The 17,195-nt window shown below is 64.2% G+C and carries 14 protein-coding genes; 2 read left to right on the top strand and 12 right to left on the bottom strand.

Annotated elements, in window-relative coordinates:
• Positions 1-761: 761 nt before the first annotated feature.
• Complete coding sequence (locus tag AO716_RS01125; protein ID WP_055239123.1) at positions 762-986, bottom strand: hypothetical protein; 225 nt, start codon at positions 984-986, stop codon at positions 762-764.
• A complete protein-coding gene (locus tag AO716_RS01120; RefSeq protein WP_055239122.1) occupies positions 983-1,573 on the bottom strand; it encodes a hypothetical protein in 591 nt (196 codons plus the stop codon). Before AO716_RS01120 ends, AO716_RS01125 begins: the two co-directional genes overlap by 4 nt.
• Before the next feature lie 2,087 nt (positions 1,574-3,660).
• Here AO716_RS01120 and AO716_RS01115 point away from each other — a divergent pair.
• Complete coding sequence (locus tag AO716_RS01115) at positions 3,661-4,008, top strand: hypothetical protein (protein WP_055239121.1); 348 nt, start codon at positions 3,661-3,663, stop codon at positions 4,006-4,008.
• Positions 4,009-4,089: 81 nt separating this feature from the next.
• On the opposite strand, the gene AO716_RS01110 is transcribed toward AO716_RS01115, so the two are convergent.
• The 6 genes from AO716_RS01110 to ssd form a co-directional block, all read right to left on the bottom strand.
• Positions 4,090-5,574, bottom strand: coding sequence for a recombinase family protein (locus AO716_RS01110; RefSeq protein ID WP_055239120.1), 1,485 nt, complete (start codon positions 5,572-5,574; stop codon positions 4,090-4,092).
• Positions 5,575-5,584: 10 nt separating this feature from the next.
• Positions 5,585-5,944, bottom strand: a complete 360-nt coding sequence (locus tag AO716_RS17795) for a DUF4244 domain-containing protein (RefSeq protein WP_152969847.1) — start codon at positions 5,942-5,944, stop codon at positions 5,585-5,587.
• Between the two features lie 174 nt (positions 5,945-6,118).
• A complete protein-coding gene (locus AO716_RS01100; RefSeq protein ID WP_055239118.1) occupies positions 6,119-6,730 on the bottom strand; it encodes a type II secretion system F family protein in 612 nt (203 codons plus the stop codon).
• 16 nt (positions 6,731-6,746) lie between these two features.
• Positions 6,747-7,511: a type II secretion system F family protein gene (locus tag AO716_RS01095; RefSeq protein WP_055239117.1), complete on the bottom strand. Its 765-nt coding sequence runs from the start codon at positions 7,509-7,511 to the stop codon at positions 6,747-6,749.
• A 34-nt stretch (positions 7,512-7,545) separates the two neighbouring features.
• Positions 7,546-8,679 (bottom strand): TadA family conjugal transfer-associated ATPase, encoded by a 1,134-nt coding sequence (locus AO716_RS01090; RefSeq protein ID WP_235471972.1) that lies wholly within the window; start codon positions 8,677-8,679, stop codon positions 7,546-7,548.
• Positions 8,680-8,744: 65 nt separating this feature from the next.
• Positions 8,745-9,866, bottom strand: coding sequence for a septum site-determining protein Ssd (ssd, locus tag AO716_RS01085; RefSeq protein WP_055239116.1), 1,122 nt, complete (start codon positions 9,864-9,866; stop codon positions 8,745-8,747).
• Positions 9,867-10,021: 155 nt separating this feature from the next.
• Between ssd and AO716_RS01080 the strand changes: the two genes are divergently transcribed.
• Positions 10,022-11,755, top strand: a complete 1,734-nt coding sequence (locus AO716_RS01080; protein ID WP_055239115.1) for a bifunctional 3'-5' exonuclease/DNA polymerase — start codon at positions 10,022-10,024, stop codon at positions 11,753-11,755.
• A 27-nt stretch (positions 11,756-11,782) separates the two neighbouring features.
• Here the strand turns inward: AO716_RS01080 and AO716_RS16850 are convergent, their stop codons facing one another.
• From AO716_RS16850 to AO716_RS17400, 4 genes are all read right to left on the bottom strand, one after another.
• Positions 11,783-13,894: an acyltransferase family protein gene (locus AO716_RS16850; RefSeq protein WP_160317897.1), complete on the bottom strand. Its 2,112-nt coding sequence runs from the start codon at positions 13,892-13,894 to the stop codon at positions 11,783-11,785.
• A 201-nt stretch (positions 13,895-14,095) separates the two neighbouring features.
• The gene (locus tag AO716_RS01070) at positions 14,096-14,779 is read right to left on the bottom strand and encodes an NUDIX hydrolase (protein ID WP_055239113.1); all 684 of its coding nucleotides are present in this window, start codon (positions 14,777-14,779) and stop codon (positions 14,096-14,098) included.
• Positions 14,776-15,567, bottom strand: coding sequence for an endonuclease III (gene nth, locus AO716_RS01065; protein ID WP_055239112.1), 792 nt, complete (start codon positions 15,565-15,567; stop codon positions 14,776-14,778). Before nth ends, AO716_RS01070 begins: the two co-directional genes overlap by 4 nt.
• A gap of 77 nt (positions 15,568-15,644) precedes the next feature.
• Positions 15,645-16,988: a hypothetical protein gene (locus AO716_RS17400; protein ID WP_055239111.1), complete on the bottom strand. Its 1,344-nt coding sequence runs from the start codon at positions 16,986-16,988 to the stop codon at positions 15,645-15,647.
• Between the last annotated feature and the right edge of the window lie 207 nt (positions 16,989-17,195).

Raw genomic sequence — 17,195 nt, 5'->3', positions numbered from 1 at the left:
GCTCCCAAGATGGTTGACAAAAAGATGACGAAGAGCGCAGGCGAACACTGGGTGTGCTCAGTATTGTCACGGTATGGATGGGGTGCTGCCCTGACGCGGGACGGTCTCGAACGAACGGACATCCTTGCGGTATATACGGATGGTCCCGTACGGAGCATGATCGAAGTTCAAGTCAAGTCCATACGATGGGCAGGGCGGGACGGTAGATGGCCACTGGGGGTTAAGTCGCAACAGCCATCCTTGTCCCAGCACGAGTGGTTCGTACTAGTCATGTTGGACCCTGCGGCCCCCACACTCGCGCCCCGGTCCTTTGTCGTCCCGAGGGACCACGTAGCAGCCGCGGCGTGGATCGGACACATGAATTGGCTTCACGACCCGGATGCAGCCCCGGGGAAGCGCAATGCGGGCGTGGAGCAATCCCGCGTTGGAGTCGAGACGTTCCTGGCATACGAAGACCGTTGGGAACTTCTTGGCACACGAACCGACGAGGTTAGCGTGCTGTTACCTCCGCATTACCGGGAACTCGCAACGAATCCGCGTGTGGGCTTGCCTGAAGGACACCCGTGGCACGCAAGTCTTCCACAGTGGTGAAATCTGCTGTTGTGGCAGCGGCTACCTTACCGCCAAGAGTGACATGACCATCTCAGTCGCCGACTTCCAGGCAGCAGCCTTCCGCCTCAGCGAAGCCGCCTGATCCAGACAGCAAGAAGCCCCATCCGGGTTACCCGGATGGGGCTTTCTTTTTAGAATCGCGGGACGCGCTACCCGCCTGCGTGCATCGCACGGGGTGCGTCAGAACGCTTGATCTCTTTGACTTCCGCGCTGAGCGGCAGATTCAGCTTGGCTAGCAGTTCGATCTCATGCGGCGTCTTCTTGCGTTCCTTCTCGTCAAGGATCACCTGAACCTGGGACGAGAGAATGTCCCGACGCAGCCTTCTGAGCGCTTGCGCCTTGCGGGCGGAATCCAGCGTGTGTGGCTTCTTCAATTCCGAGCCTCCTCCGTCTCTGTATCCCCATTGTCGCTGTCATTGTCTCGATCGTCCACCCCGGAATTGGCCGACTCAGCATAGTACGCTGCCGCGCGGCGACCAAGAAGTAGAGCGTCCTCGTCAGACATCTCCGGGTTTTCCGCCTTGATCGCATCCGCGAATGCCTGTGCCTCCGGTGATAAGGGATCGTCAGCGACGGGAGGCGGGGTTGTTACCTCTCGGATGAACTTGCGTTCCTCCTTGCCGGCCAGCTTGCTGGAAAGCAGCGCAGTCAGCATGGATTTGCCGTTTCGATTCATCTCCGAGTTGGCATGGATTCTGGCGTCGAGCGCCCACTCGGCCCTCCGCCACCATTCAGAGCGGGCGTCTGACCGTCTCCTCTGAATCAAAGTCCCCACCGCAATGCCCGCAGCAACCGCGCCTATCACCAGCGTGGCCACCGGTGCGAAGCTGAATGTGCTGACAAAGAAGTCCCACGTCCCGGGTTCCGGTGGCTGTGGCTGCTGTTGCTGCGGCAGTGGCCGCAGACCCTGAAGGGCCTCCGTCAGCTGATCGACCCATTCCTGGATCTGCGCTTCATCCACGCGTCATCCCCCCATGTTCGACGCCGCCCGGCTCAAGGCTCAGGCGCTCTCGTCTAATATCTGGGCTATCTTACGCAGAGCCTCGGGATCAACCTGTCCCAGGGCGCGGGCAGCGAAGCTGCGCACCTCGGCACGGCGCATGCTGCGCAGCAGCTCCAGCTCGGCCTCGATCCGCTCGGGGAGTGGGCCATGTGCTCGGCAGGCACAGGCCTCTTTGTGACCACAACAGGCCCAGATTTGGGCCAGACTTTGGGCGACATGCCCGATGCTGGTCGATACCCGGCCGGCCGTGGGCCAGAAGCGGGCAGCGGAGTAACCTTCGTCAGGCAGTAGCCGTTTTCGGGTCCTCGCTGGCCATTTGTGGGCCTTATCAGGCTCAGGCGGGGGGGGTCCAGCTGCGGAGGGGTTCCGGAGCCTCGAAGGCCTCTGACAGACGCCCCAGGGCACCCAATCTGCGCCCGTCTCGGGACACATCTGGCCAGAATCTGGCCGACACAGACCAGAAAATTGCAGCCTTCAAGCTGTACCGATTGGCGCTCGGGAAGCGCCATGTCAGGCCCGAATGCACACTGTCAGGAGCATGGAGGGGCGGGGGCGGGTGGCGATGAACCCCGTCGTTGTGCCCAGTGTTCGCAGAGTCCGGCTGCCTCCCTCCGGGAAGGATCCGCAGAGTCTGCCGGCGATGCTGGAGCATCGTTCTGCAGTGCCTTCGGAACAGCCGGCTGCAGCCGTCTGAACGGTTCGCTGCGGCCACGGTGACGCAGTGGCCACGGGCGCTGAAACAGGAGCTGTGACAGCCGCTGGAGCGGCTGCGTTTCGAGCACGCCGGCGGTCGCCGGAGAGGTCGTCAGATCAACCCCTGGCGGGGCGGGTGAACCCATTCCAGGACAAGCTTCCAACCGCTGCTGCGCAGCGCCTTCGGCAGCCCCTCGGAGCCGTCTTCGTTCCTCAGCCGTCGCCGCGGTGCCACCTCGTACGGGATCGCTGCTCCTGTGTCACAGCGCCCTGTTGGTGCGAGAAATGAAGACGGGGACTGCGTCCCCTTTTTGGGCATGAACACGGCGCCACTCCTTCGTCGGACCCCGTGACGCTGCGTTGCAGCAGTGCTTCCTACCGGGTGCCATGCACCTAAGAACCCGGTAGGAAGCAAAAGGCCCAAAACCCGCGGAAACTAGCGCCACCTCTACCCTCCCTCCTACGAGTAGGAACCATAAATGGTCGGGTAGGAAGCAGGTGGTAGGCGCTACTTTCCTCTGAAACACCAACAGAAATCTCCTCAGTCTTCCGCTAAAGCTCCAGACGTGAGGAAAGAAGAGAAAGGGCATAAGGAAAACTGGCACCTCGCTTCGCTTCGGTGGTCGGCAGAGCCGACGGTTTTTCGGTCGCTGGCGCTCCCTCACCCATCGCTGCGCTCCGGGTCCCAACTGCGTTCGCTGCGCTCTCTGGCCCCACCAACGCTGCGCGTCGTTGGGGTGCCCCTGGAGCCATCGCTGACGCGAGTGGCACCAGTTCCCACTCGGGCTGTCGCCCGTCGTGGACAGAGACCCCTGCGACGTTGTCGCGGCGTCTTGAGAGAAGCAGAGATGAAGCCCCAGCGGCCCTTCGACAGGAGCTGCACAGAGAAGCCGTGAGGCTGAGGTTTGAGCGGTATGTCCCACCTCCGGGGCGGACCTGGGCAGAGACTCCTGTGCCCAGGTCCGCCGTCGTGTCCGCCCACCGACTCTAGGTCCTGGGAAAGATGAGACCGACTACGTCGCTGCGGACCACTACTAATCGGCCGGATCGTACGGGTGACCACCGCGGGTAAAAGCTACAAGGTCGTGCGGGGGGGGGGGTGGCGCTCACCCGAGTGGTACGACCCTGCAAACCACGCACATCGCCCGGATCACGGCACTGTTTAGGAAAATGATTACCGAATTCGTTTTCCGAGTACTTCTCAGCGAATGGAGCTCCGAGGCTTCAACGTGTGTCCGCGTCCTCAAACTGACGGTGCCAGATTTGCGCGCGCCGGAACGGTATGCGCGCACCTTTCCAACTAGGCTTACCCAGTCAAAAAAGCACCACCCAGATCGGATGAATGACCTCGTATGAAGCGCACTACCTTCGCAGCAGCAACGCTCCTCGCACTGACCCTCACTGCATGCGGAACCTCTGAACCAGCCCCCAACAACCGGACAGCGACAGGGGCTGATGCCGAGTACGTCAAGGAACTTATCGCTAAGCTCCCCCCGCTGGCCGATTACTCAGACAAGGAGATCCTGGGTATGGCAGACGACTTCTGCGCCATTTTGAATGGCACCACGACGCCGTCAAAGGCGATGAACGCGCTCTACGAGTCAATTGGCGACGACGCTGAGACGTTCGCTTTCCTCACCGTGGGTGCCAAGTGCTCAAACCAGCTGTACCCGCTGAGCGAGTACCTCGGCTACCTGTAGGCCGCGACTACCACGAGGTCCGTGGAGTCGACACTAATACCGGACAAAAGTAGGGACGACTCTGGATGGACCCATCGAGGGTTAAACCTTCGGGATGAGACGGACACTATCCGCGACAGCTTCCCAGGTGGCAACACGGCGCCCTTTGCCGACAGGACGAATCGAGACGCTCATCAGGAAGTCAACGACGGACCGGCGACGAGCGAGAGTAGCGGACTCCCACCAAGCCCGGACGTCTTCGACACCGACCAAATCGGCAAAAGGGCTCCGGCTGGTGACCTTAGTGATTTCCTCGTCGAGAGTTCTCAGCTGGTGTTCCAGATCATTGAGCCGATCCTCCGCGTCCGCAAGCCGGGCGGGATCGTCGTCAATAAGTCTGAAGACGTTTTTTCGGCTTGCTCGAAGCGCATCGCGACGGTTGTGCAGCGCGGAGATGTCCTCCCCATCAGGTTGGGCAACTAGCAGGGCCACAGCATCGGGCTCTGACAATCGGGCGACGCACATGACGGCGACGTAGTCGTCGATGACGTCCCCATTCCGCATGAAGTGGCCGTTCACGCATCGGTAGGTGTGGTACAGCTTGCTGGGAGACGTACCGGTTCCGTCTTTTCGGGCTGTTGGATGCGTCCTGCCACGCGCTGATCGAACGGGTTCGCTGCAGACGGAGCAGACAGCCAGCCCGGAGAGCAGCCACCTGCGGGCGGTGCCGTTGTGGTTAGGTTTGACACCGACCAGTCGCCCACGAGCTGCGATCAACTGTTCTAGCCCCACGATGGCCTCCCACGCACCGGGTGTACATGCCTCAACGTCGATGTTTGCCAGGGAGTGTTTCCCCGTGGGCTGTGCTGGAGGCAGCTGGGCGGCATAGAAGGGGTTCATGAGAATTCGACGTACGAGGTCGGAGCGCCACCGTGCTCCTCTCCTCGTTGACCGACCGGCATCGTTGAGATCGCGGGCAATTTGTCCGAGCGGGGCCCCTGCCAGGAACTCGGCGAAGATCCTGCGAACGTCGGAAGCTTCGGCTTCATTTATGGTGTAGCGGGTGTTTGTCAGCCCGCGGTCGGATGCCGGCACCCATCGGTATCCGTGCGGTGTCTTCCCTGCGCCTGGATGGCCTTCCTTCCGGCGCTCTGCGGCGTAACGGGCTGCACGCGCCGCCTTAATCTTGACCTCACGTTCTGCGAGGAGCACGAGCTGCTTAAGCATGAAGTCATCGATGTCAGTGTCGATGCCCTCACGAATTACGACCACTCTCATGTCGCGGCGGGGAGGACATACGTCGAGGACATCGGTGAGGCTGCGCGTAAGCCGCGATGTTTCTGTCACCAGCAATACGTCAAAGGTGCCGGCATCAAATTCCCGAAGCATCTTGGACCAGTCAGTCTTCGGTCCCCGTGCTTTGCTGGCGCCGGTATCGTTGTCCCGGAACTCGGCCACTACCCGCCAGTTCCGCCGGACGGCCTCCTTACGGCAATCATCCAACTGTTGGACGATGCCCTGATCGACGTCCTCCGACTGGCGAGCGTAAATCGCGACGCGCGGGCTTGGGGCGATTGTAGGAGACATGCGCCACAGCCTAGCCTAAAGTACGCCTTACTCGGTGCACGGCGGCAAGGGTGGCGATGGCGTATTCAGCAGTTGCCATGCCCGCTTCGCGGTCCTGCAGATCATTGGCCTGCTGCCTGGGGCGCAGCGGTATCACCCGGGCCAGCGGAACCCCTCCCTCCGACTCCGGGCCGGGTGGTACGGTGCGTGGCGGACCGGCCGGCGCGAAGCCGCGGGTTCCGGCGGTGTGCTGCAACCCCGCTGCCGGCTCTGCCGTCCTCCACTGGACGGCAGAGCCCTGATCCGCGGTCCGGCCAGCGGGGTGTTGAACGGCCTCTGACCGCGGGCCTTCCTGGTCTCCCGCGAAGAGCGGTGAGGGGTCATACGGCATGACAGACATAGGGTGCTCCTTGTGGTGCTGAGTAGTTGGATAATTTGCGTCCCGGGGGCCTCTCATTCCTGGACGCTGCATCGATTCTGGCGGCTCGTCGCGGCAGGCCCCACGGTTGGCCCCGCGTTCTGGATAAGTCCTGGAAGCCGCAGCTGCTGTGGAGGAGCAACGGGTCTAGAACGAGGGCAGAAGCGTCAGGAGCAGAGGGACAACCGTCAGACAGATAAATGACGGCAGCGCGCAGAGTCCGAGCGGGAGCACCAGGTGGACGCCCAGGGCCGCTGCACGGCGTTCCGCTTCGCGGGCCTTCCGCCGACGCAGCTGAGCGGCCTGGGCATGAAGCACGGCGGCGGACGGTGCCCCGCTGGTAGCCGCGAACGCCAGGGAGCTCTGTAGTTCTGCAGCTGCCGGAATACTGACGGCGGCACCGCGTCCGGAGCTTTTCTCTGCCCGAAGCACCAGTTCCCAGGATTCATGCCAGCCCGCTCCGAGCTCCAGCGCCGTCACTACACGGGCCAGAATCCGTCCGAGTCCTGGTTCGGCCACCTCACTGAGTGCACGCATCCCGGCAGGCAGGGGACGGCCTGCCGTCAGCATCGCGGCCATGAGGTCAAGCATGAGCGCCGGATCTGAGACGCCACGTCCAGCATCCCCGGAGGTGCCGCCGTCCGATGGATGACGGCCCGCGAAACCGTGCCGGATGGCTCGGGGGACCGAGGTACCGTTGATCCCCCAGAGCACCGCTGCAGCGCCCGCCAGAAGCACGCTGACCGCCAGTCCGCTCATGGCAGTTCCGCGCTCATCACTGGATTTCCGAACCAGTTGCCCGCCGCACCAGAACCCTCGACCAGATTCGCGCCGCGAGAGCCAGCACTGTTCCGGTGCCCGCAGCAGCCCAGCCCGCAGGGCTCTGCGTAAGCACGGACAGCGGGTCCGCACCCAGCGCATAGCCGAGTCCCAGTCCACCAACCGGAAGCCAGGTGAGCAGACGGGCTGTCGCCTTCGGCCCAGCCAGTGCCGTCGCCCTCGCCGCCCGAGAATCCAGCATGCCTTCCAGCCCCTGGGCGTACCGGGCAAGTATCTTAGCCAGCGGGGCACCGCTGTGCTCAGCGGTGTGCACACACGCCGCGAGATCGTTCCACACTGCAGCCTCCAGTCCGTGTGCCGACAACGCTGCATCACGGAGGGCAGACACCGGGCTTAGTCCCAGTTCCGCTGCGCGCGCAGCTGACTCCAGGACGCCCGCTGTGTCGGTGTCACCCCCGTCCCGGCTTAGGGCTGCTGCATCCGACCAGAGATCGGCCGGGGTACGTCCGGCAGCCAGCAGACCCGCCAGCTGGTGAACCAGCAGCGGCAGTCGGTGCAGCGCCTCCTCCTGCTGCGCTGCTCGGCTTCCAGGCCGAAACCCGGACCCCGTTGACCGGCTCCTCCTGCGTGACCCCGGCCCGTCGGCCGGAGACGTGGGCCCATTGCTCCCGGGTGCTCGCTCCACCAGGATCTGCCCGGGACGTGCCAGCAGGAGCGCCCAGGCCGCTGCCAGCAGCAGCCCTGTCAGTGCCCCGCTCATGCCACGGGCTGCCGGAGCCCTGTCCCCGAGCAGATCACCGTCTCCCTTTCGCTTCCAGCCTCATCAGGAGCCGTTCCCACCCTTCCCGCCGCTGCATTCCGCCGGAGCTCAAAGACAAAGCCGGAAGAGCCAGCAGCTCGCCCTCCGCGGAAGTCGTCAGCACGGAGATCCCGGCGACACGGCGGCCCTCCGCTGAACGTTCCAAATGAACGACCGCGTCCAGCGCCCCTGCCGCCTGCATCGCCAGTGCCCGGGGGCTCATGCCGGCCAGGGCACCCAGCGCAGCCAGACGCGCCGGCACGGTAGCCGCCGAGTTGGCATGTATGGTGCCGCCTGCGCCGTCGTGCCCGGTGTTCATGGCCGCCAGCAGCTCCCTCACTTCTGGGCCCCTGCATTCGCCGACGATCAGGCGGTCCGGCCGCATGCGCATCGCCTGTCTCACCAGGTCCGGCAGATCGACCTTCCCCGCCCCCTCGACGTTCGTGTGACGGCTTTGAAGTCCCACCACATGCGGGTGTGCCGGGTCCAGTTCGGCGGCGTCTTCGATGAGGACGATTCGCTCTCCGGGGTCACTGAGGGACAGCAGGCTGGAGAGGAGGGTGGTCTTGCCCGTTCCGGTAGCACCGCTGATAAGGAAGTTCAGCCGACCGGCAACGATGTCACGAAGCACCCGGGCGCATACACCGTCCAGCATGCCCCCGGCTTCCAGCGCTTCAAGCGGGAAACTGCGCGGAGAACGCAGCCGGATGGAGAGCAGAGTGGAGCCCGTGGACACCGGCGGCAGCACTGCATGCACCCGGTAACTGCCGAGCTGCACGTCCGTGCAGGGGCAGCTGTCATCGAGCCTCCGTCCGCCGGCCGCGATCAGCCGGGAGGCCAGGGCCTGGACTTCGGTGTCCGAACCGAATCGAATCCCGGCAGGCTGCAGTCCCTGGCCGGTGTCTGTCCAAACTTCTTCAGGTCCATTGACCAGGATGTCTGTCAAACCTGGAAGCGCGAGAAGCGGCTGAAGGGGACCCAGTCCCTGCAGATCCGCGCGGACCCGGTCCACGGCGCGGAGTGCTCCTTCAGCGCCCAGCAGCCGTCCGCTGGCCCGCACCGCCTGCGCCAGTGCAGCACCGGTGACGGCTGTATCCCTCGACAGGACATCGGCGCGGACCTGGGTCACCAGGCCGGCACCGTATCCGGGGGGCGCGGCAGCTGGAGCCGTGCCCCTATGAACCCTTCGGCCGGTCATGGCGCTGACAGCGGATCAAGTGCCGCCAGGATGCCGGCCAGTGCACGCTGCAGTCTCCTGCGCCGTACCCGCAGCAGCTGCCCGTCGTCCTGCGCGGAGTTCAGCGAACGGGTCCAGGGCAGATAGCCGGCCAGTGGCAGGTCCAGGAGCTCAGCCACGCGGACTTCGTCAAGCCCTTCAGCCAGCGGTCCCCTGACCACCGCCCATACCGGTGGGATGCGCTCCCCCAGCGACGCACACCAGGACCGCGCAGAGAGCAGCCGCCTGGGCTGTCCTGCAACTACGGCCAGTACGCCGTCACATTGCTCCAGTGCGGGTGAGCCAGGGGCCGGACTGGTTCCCAGATCCAGAATGGTCAACCCGTAGCTTCCCCGCGCCGCCTGCAGCACCGTGGGCAGCACATCCAGCCCCAGGCGCCCGGGTGGCGCCTCTCCGGCGGGATGCGCGAGCAGCGAAAAAGACCCGATACCGGGCAGGGCTGAGGCAAGCTGCTGCGGGTTCACTGTCCCCCGCACATCTGCAAGGTCCCGCCACCGGAGTCCCGAAGTGAATTCGGCCCCCAGACGGTGCTCCAGGCCAGCGCCTGCGGGATCACCGTCGGCAAGCAGGACTGTGTTACCGGCAGACGCAGCTTCCTGGGCCAAGAGGCATGCAAGGGTGGATCCTCCGGAGCCGCCAAAGGTCCCGGCGACTCCGATGACACGCCCTGCCGGCCCACGGCTGCGTGCAAGGTATTCCGCCAGCCACGCGCCGCCTTCCGGGAGCACCACCACACGGTCGGCTCCTGCCTGAGCTGCCTGGGCCCATGGCTGGTCGGATGCGTACCCAACGCAGACCGTCTCGGGGCCACGGCGGGAGAAGAGCCCGGCTCCCCCAGTTCCGCGCAGGCCAAGCCGGTCCACCAGCACGATGCCGGGCCGGCCCTGCTCGGCTTCTGCCAGAGTCTCCGCGAGCACCAGGTCCACCCCGGCAGCAACTGCAATGCGTGCCACCTCATCCTGCAGTTGCTGCGCGGCCGGACGTACCAGCACAACACTGTCGTCCGGCTGTAGGGCTGCTGATGAAACTTCTGCCTCTCGCGGCTGAGGGCCGGGACGCCAGAACAAGGTGTCGGTCATGGCCACAGACTCCTCCCTGCGGCCCCTGCAGCGGCTGCATAACCGGGGCGTTGTTAGAGCCCGCGCCCTCGGAAACAGTGCAGGGGCAGGGTGTGGAGGAGGAGTGCAGCGGCGGTGCGTCAGGAAACGTCACCCACGCAGGACAGAATAAGAGGGTGTACATCGTCCTGACTCCGGCAAAAACGGCTGACCGCAATAGCGGCGGGCCGGCAGAAGCCAGCAACTGGATACTGCAGGAGACGGACGGTTCCGGCGTACCCACCGCACCCCCCGCCGTCGTAACCGGCCCCGAGCTGGCGCGGCGTATAGCGGCCACGGGCAGTGTCCGCTGGGTCTGGGACCGGACCCGGGAGACCTATGGCAGGCTCCTGGCGGCAGGGATCACTGTTGAACGCAGCCACGACCTGAGTTTGTGCCGTGAGATCCTGCGCAACTCGGAATTCGCCGCAGAGACGCCCTACATCAAGGAACTGCGGTCTCGTCGGCCCGAGGATGAACCGGACCTCGCCCCGCGGCAGCTGCTTCCCCTGCCGCCTGCCCAGGATCAGGGCTCCCTTTTCGAAGGACTCGACGGCGCGGATTCACTGGATCCCCGAGCCCGGCAGCAGAGCCGCACGGTCGAGGAACTCACCGAAGAACTCCAGGACCAGCTCGCCGCCGTTGCCGGCAGTCCGGAACGGCGCAGGCTCACCCTCCTGCTGGCCGCCGAGTCCGCCGGAGGACTGGTTGCCGCCGAGATGGAGCACGCAGGCATGCCCTGGCGACGGGACCTGCACGAAGCCATGCTGGAGGAACAGCTGGGCCCGCGCCCTCCGGAAGGCCAGCGGCCGGCCAAACTCGAAGCCGCAGTCGCGGAACTGCGGGCCAAGCTGAACAACCCGTCTTTCAACCCCGACTCGCCGCAGGAACTGCTCCGGGCCCTGCACCGCGCCGGCATCGAAGTCCGCACCACCCGCACCTGGGAACTGGAACAGCAGGACCATCCCGCGATTGAGCCGCTGCTGCGCTACAAGAAACTGGCACGGCTGCTCTCGGCCAGCGGTTGGAACTGGCTCGATGACTGGGTGGAGAACGGCAGGTTCCGCACAGAGTACGTGGTGGGCGGCGTGGTCTCCGGCCGGTGGTCCTCACGCGGCGGCGGGGCCCTGCAGATCCCGAAGAACGTCCGCGACGCCGTCCGCGCAGACCCCGGCCACAAGCTCCTGGTGGCCGACGCGGCCCAGCTTGAACCCCGGGTACTGGCCGCCCTCGGCCAGGATTCAGCGCTGGCGACAGCCGCGCGCGGCAAGGACCTCTACCAGGGCATCGCGGACCAGGGATTCAACGGCGACCGGTCACTGGCCAAAGTGGCCATGCTTGGCGCCATGTACGGGGCGACCAGCGGCGAAGCCGGCCGCCTGATGCCCGTCCTGACCCGGAACTACCCCCGGGCCATCGCTGTTGTTGAGCGCGCCGCACGCGCCGGAGAGACGGGCGGAACGGTATCCACCCGCCTGGGGCGCAGCACTCCCCCGGCTTCCGAGGCCTGGCTGGCCTCGCAGCGGACATCCTCTGCCGAAGAACAGCGGCGCGCGGACAACCTGGCCCGCTCCCGCGGCCGTTTCACGCGAAACTTCGTGGTGCAGGGCACCGCGGCAGAGTGGGCCACCTGCTGGCTGGCGGGCATACGACGGCGGCTGCGGGCGGCGTCGGGCACGTCACCGGCCGGGCAACTGGTGTTCTTCCTCCACGACGAAGTGATGCTCCATGTTCCGGCCGGACGGGTGGCTGAAGCCGAGGCGATCGTCACCGAGGCGGCTGCGGAAGCCACCGGACTCCTGTTCGGCAATATTCCGCTGGAGTTCCCGGTGGTATGCGCCGCCGTCGACTCCTATGCAGAGGCGAAGTAGCTGCCCTGGGTCAACCCTCCACCAAATTCAGTCCACCATGTCCTGTATATGGCTGGTCAGTTCTCGAACATATAACCGGTTCAGGTGGTTTGCGTCGTAATAAACGGCGACCCCCCCAACTGCACTGAAGCAGCTGACATCATCGCAGAAGTAGTCCGTAAGGTCTATCGGGACGATCCTTTCATTGCCCAAGCGCCGCACTACGTCGCCTACAGGTTCGAATTCCACCGCCTGCGTCCGAGGCACTTCACAGGCTCGGGGCGTAGCTCCGTTCATGGAAAGACAATCCACACTTCGCCCGACTCCATTCAGCGGGGCATCGACGATCGGGTAGACGACGATTCCCGTATCCGTCCACCGTTGCCAGATACGTGCGAACGCGCTCGAGTACTGCTCCGTTTGGGGGGCGCCTGAACCGTCATCAATAACCTCGCGCACGGCGAACGTACTAGTAAATACCCGGTCAGGAAGGTCCGCTTCCACGGCGTCCCGAACTACTTGAGACCAGCGACCGCATCCCTCGATCGATCCAGAATCCAACATAGAACCATTGAACGAAACCAGAGGAACATCCACCAAGGGGCACCCGCCACGATAGCTGTATTTCAGAATCCATCCACGTTCCTGTGCCGTCTGCATGACAGCTTCCTGCCACTGTTGTGCGTGCGAGTCTCCGACGAGCCACACGACCTCCGCATCCGAACCGCCCTTAGAAAAATCGCAGATAGCCGGGCCACCAGCTTCCAACAATTCGTCTTCAGTGTCGCATTCCTCCGGAGTGTGCCAATACTCATTTTCTTTTCCCATATCCGGCACGGGAACCTCTATGGAAAATGGATCACCGCAGTCACGGTTACCGACCGCAGCGGGACCATAGCAGGGGCCAGCGGCGCCAGCAGCGGCCAGTTCCATGGATTTTGATTCCTTATAGCTACCGGCGGCGGCAAACAAAAGAGCCACGAGGGATAATGCCACCATTCCCGCTACAGGAGCACGGAAACCTTTCCATTTAGTCCGCGTACGTCGCCCCTGGCGTTGTTTCCAGACATCTTCTATCCACACATTGGTACCCCATGCAAGAAGCAAGGAAACAGCGAGTATAACCAGCTTATAAGGGGCTGTTGGAACCACACCGAAGACGAAGGGAGCTACCACAATCAGGGGCCAATGCCACAAGTACAGCGAGTAGGATATTCTGCCGATGAATTGAATTACGGGCACACCCGTTAAACGGTCATGAACAAGCGACCCATCACCCGAACCCGCCCATATAACCATAACGGTTCCGAGAACCGGGATAAGCGCCATCCAGCCTGGGAACGCTGTATCTACACCAAACGTCAAAGAGCTAATGATAATCGCAAGAAATCCTACGATAGCGATCGCATTTCGCAGGATGGGGCGCACCAGTCTCGCTCCGGAGACCGCTATGAGCGCTCCAGCCGCGAACTCCCAGACACGCACGGGAGTGGCAAAATAGGCCTGCTGCGGCCACACAGCAGTAACGTAAATACTAAATGCCAATGAGAGCGTTGCTATTCCAAAAATTGCAATTGACAATACAGTGCGGAGCGAATACCTAAACCTACGGGCGACGTAGGCCCCCAGAATCAAAAAGAGTGGCCAAAAAAGGTAGAATTGCTCTTCGACCGACAGGGACCAGAAGTGTTGTACCGCAGACGCAGACGCAGTCGCAGCAGAATAATCCACACTCTTCGCTGCTAGCATCCAGTTTTCAAAATAGAATATACTGGCAACCACCTCCTGGGCGGTTGTTATCCACCGAGGATAAGGCAGGAATAAAACGGCCAGCAGCATCGATGATCCAAGCACCAGAAAGGCCGCAGGGAATAGTCGCCTCGCTCGTCGCGAGTAGAATGCAGAGACCCTTACTCGCCCATACGTTTCGAGTTCTCGTAAAAGATGCGAGGAAATGAGGAACCCCGAGATGACGAAGAAAACATCCACCCCCACGTATCCCCCGGGGAGACGCAGTGGCCAAAGGTGGTTGAGGACCACGAGTCCGACCGCAATTGCTCTTAGAGCCTGAATGTCGGTGCGGAACTTGCGAGGCGGTTTTGTGGACAGAGTACGCGCGCCTCGTGGCACGACAATTGTCCCCTGTGGATTCAAAGTCATGGTTCCCCTCGCGCTAAACGCGCAATACAGTCTTCCTCTTCGAAGCGCGGCTGATTCCGATGCCAGCACGGCAGCACGGGGCATGGCGGCTGAAACGGCAACGTGATGGTCACGAGCATGGCCGTGACCCATCAACAATAGTCGCATTTTGTGGATCGCCCGAACTGCGCCGCCGTCGACTCCTATGCAGAGGCGAAGTAGCTAAACCTCCGGCACCATCTCCTGCGCCTCGTCCCAGGGCAGGGTCCACCCAAGCTGGTTGAACACCTCGTCCAGGAGCAGGGCGGTGAAGCCCCACACCACCACTCCGTTCACCAGGAACGCAGGACCTCGGTGCTCCTGTCCGCCGCGGCGCAGCACGGTGGTGCGGCGGTTGGCGGGGTTGAGCAGATCAGCCACCGGGACCCGGAACACGGAGGCAGACTCGGCCTCGTCCACAACGTCCACCGGCGTTGGTTTGTCCCACCAGCCCAGAACCGGGGTTACCAGGAAATTGCTCACCGGCAGGCCCACCTTCGGCAGCGTGCCAAGCACCCGCACGCCGCTCGGATCCAGTCCGGTTTCCTCGTTCGCCTCGCGCAGCGCCGCGGCAACCACATCAGCGTCGGAGGCGTCCACGCCCCCGCCGGGGAAGGCCACCTGACCGGGGTGGTCATTCAGGGTCGAGGCGCGCTCCACGAACAGGACATCGAGGTCATCGGGGATCGCCTCGGAGTGGAATCGGGAAGGGTGTTCGTCCAGGACGCCGAAGAGGATGAGGACCGCGGCTTCGCGGGCAACAGCCGGATCGACGGCGCGGGTCAGGAAACGCAGGTAGCGTCCGTAGTCCCCGCCCCCGGCGCTGACCAGATTCCCGAATGCTTCCAGCTGCGCCTGTGCGCTCATGCTTCGAGTCCGTAGCCGGCAGCCCGCAGCTGGGCTCGGGTTTCGGAGGCCATCATGCGGGCCAGGAGATCTTCGCGGCCGGGAGCCAGCTCATACTTGAGCAGCTTCCGGGCCTTGTCCGGGTCCGTTTCGCCTTCGCCGTAGGAGGGGCAGAGCTGCGCGACGGCGCACGCCCCGCACGCGGGCTTCTTGGCATGGCAAACCCGCCGGCCATGGAACACCACGCGGTTGGACAGCGGCGTCCAGTCCTTGGGTTCAAAGAGCTCGGCTACGTCCTGCTCAACCTTTACCGGGTCTTTCGACCCGGTCCAGCCGAACCTGCGGGACAGCCGCAGGAAGTGGGTGTCCACCGTGATGCCCGGAACTCCAAAAGCGTTGCCCAGCACCACGTTGGCGGTCTTCCGGCCGACCCCTGCCAGCTTCACCAGGTCTTCGAGCCTGTTCGGAACTTCGCCGTCGTAATCATCCACAATCTGGGTGGCTAGCTTCTTAATCGCTGCCGACTTGGCCCTGAAGAAACCGGTGGGACGGATCAGTTCCTGCAGCTCCTCCTCGTTCGCCTCCGAAAGCGCCCGGGCATCCGGGTACCGGGCGAAGAGCACTGGGGTGACGGCGTTGACGCGTACGTCAGTCGTCTGGGCGGAGAGCACCGTGGCGATCAGCAGTTCGAAGGCGTTCGTGAAGTCGAGCTCGGCCACTGCATAGGGGTAAAGCTCCCCAAGCAGGCGGTTGATCTTCCGGGCCCGTCGCTTCAGGGCCAGCTGGGAGGCATCGTTGCCGGTAGGCATGTCAGGTCGTGTCCTTCGCAGTCAACGATGCCCCGGCGCCTGAACAGTGTCAGGGCGCCGGGGCATCGGGTGTTGATCTAGTGGCCGGAGCTGTCGTCGCTGACGCGCTCAATATTGGTCAGGTCACGCAGGACGCCGATCCGGCCGGTCCGCTTGTCCTGCACCAGGAACTCGTGGCCGCGGTCTTCCAGGCCGAGTTCCCAGTCGCCCGGGTAGAACATAAACAGGGGTAGCCCGGTCCGTTCGTCGACAATCTGGCGGGGTGTGCCAACGGCGAACCAGAAGGCTTCAACGACGTTCTCGTTCTCTTCCCGGGTAGCCGAAATCGATTCAGGGGCCGGCTGCTCCGAACCCGGGGCCCCTCCCCGGACGGCCGGGTTCACAGTGGTTGCCGGCAGCGGATCTTCTCCGGCGGAGGTACGGGGTTCCTGGGCCCTGGCTCCGGGGGCACCGGGTTCGGCGGCCGCGGATTCGGGAGCACCGGGTTCGGGGACGCTGCCGGAAGGTTCCGGAGCGGGGGTTCCTGTGGCGGAATCGCCCGCTCCGGCAGCAGCGGATGACGCACCAGCGCCAGCACCAGCACCAGCGGCACCTGCAGCGGCAACACCAGCGGCGGCCGCGCCCGCTCCGGTCCCGGCAGGCCGTCCGGCAGCGGACTGTGTGCCGGTGTGTGCAGTGGGTTCGGAGCCTGGAGCACTTTGCGTACCCGGCTGCTGCGCCCCGGCGGGAGCACCCTGCACGGGCCGCTGGGCACCGGTTGCGGGGCCGGCTGCTGCAGGACCGGCGGCAGAAGGGCCGGGCTGACCGAACGCGCCTGCAGGACCTGCACCCGAGGGTCCGCCTGCGTTCTCAGGCTTGGGCGCCGGGACAGGCTTGGGTGCGCGCAGGAGCGGCTTCGCATCGCGGGCTACCGGGTGTGCCGGAATCTCTGTCCGGTTGCTGAACTCGGCGGAGAAAGGAGGGATGTGCGGGGCGAACGTCGTCGCGGCCAGCAGCGCCACAGCACCGATGAATCCCAGCAGGGACCCGATGCTGAACACATAGACCAGCTGCAGGAAGAAGAAGATTGCGGCCAGCACGGCTATGACTGATGCGAACTGGTCCAGCGAGAGGGATCCAACCCGAAGGCGGACCGACGGCGCCAGGCGGCGGGCAGCGAAAAGTCCGGCGACCAGCAGCGGCATGATGATCCCGATGCCGACGTAGAACAGACTGAACACCGTCCACAGGTTGCGCCCGCCGGCAACGGCAAAGGGCAGCACGCTGCCGACCAGCATTACCAGGACGGCTGCGCCCACAACGATGTCCCGCAGCCCGAACGGGCCTGCCACCGCACGGACCCCTGCTCCGGGTGCAGATGCCAGCGCGCCGGGGGTCTCCGCGGCAGCGCGTTCCTCGTGTTCAACGTGGGGCTGGTTCATTCTGGTCTCCGTTCCGACAGCAGCAACCGGAAGGCGGGTGCGCCGACCGTGCTGAGGCACCGCCGCAGCGGCGCCACAAGCGGTTTGCTTTCAGTGACAGCCTAGTCAACGCCAGCAGGACAGACTACCGGTAAGCCCCCGTGGCGGGGCGCCGGAGCTACCGTTTATCGCATAATTACCCCGTTTCACGGAGGGTGTTGTGACCGG

Origin of the sequence: Arthrobacter sp. Edens01, from assembly GCF_001307035.1 — a bacterium.
In the GTDB taxonomy this organism is placed as follows: Bacteria; Actinomycetota; Actinomycetes; order Actinomycetales; family Micrococcaceae; genus Arthrobacter_B.
Note: the sequence above shows the minus strand (reverse complement) of the source record. Positions and strands in the feature narration are given on the sequence as shown.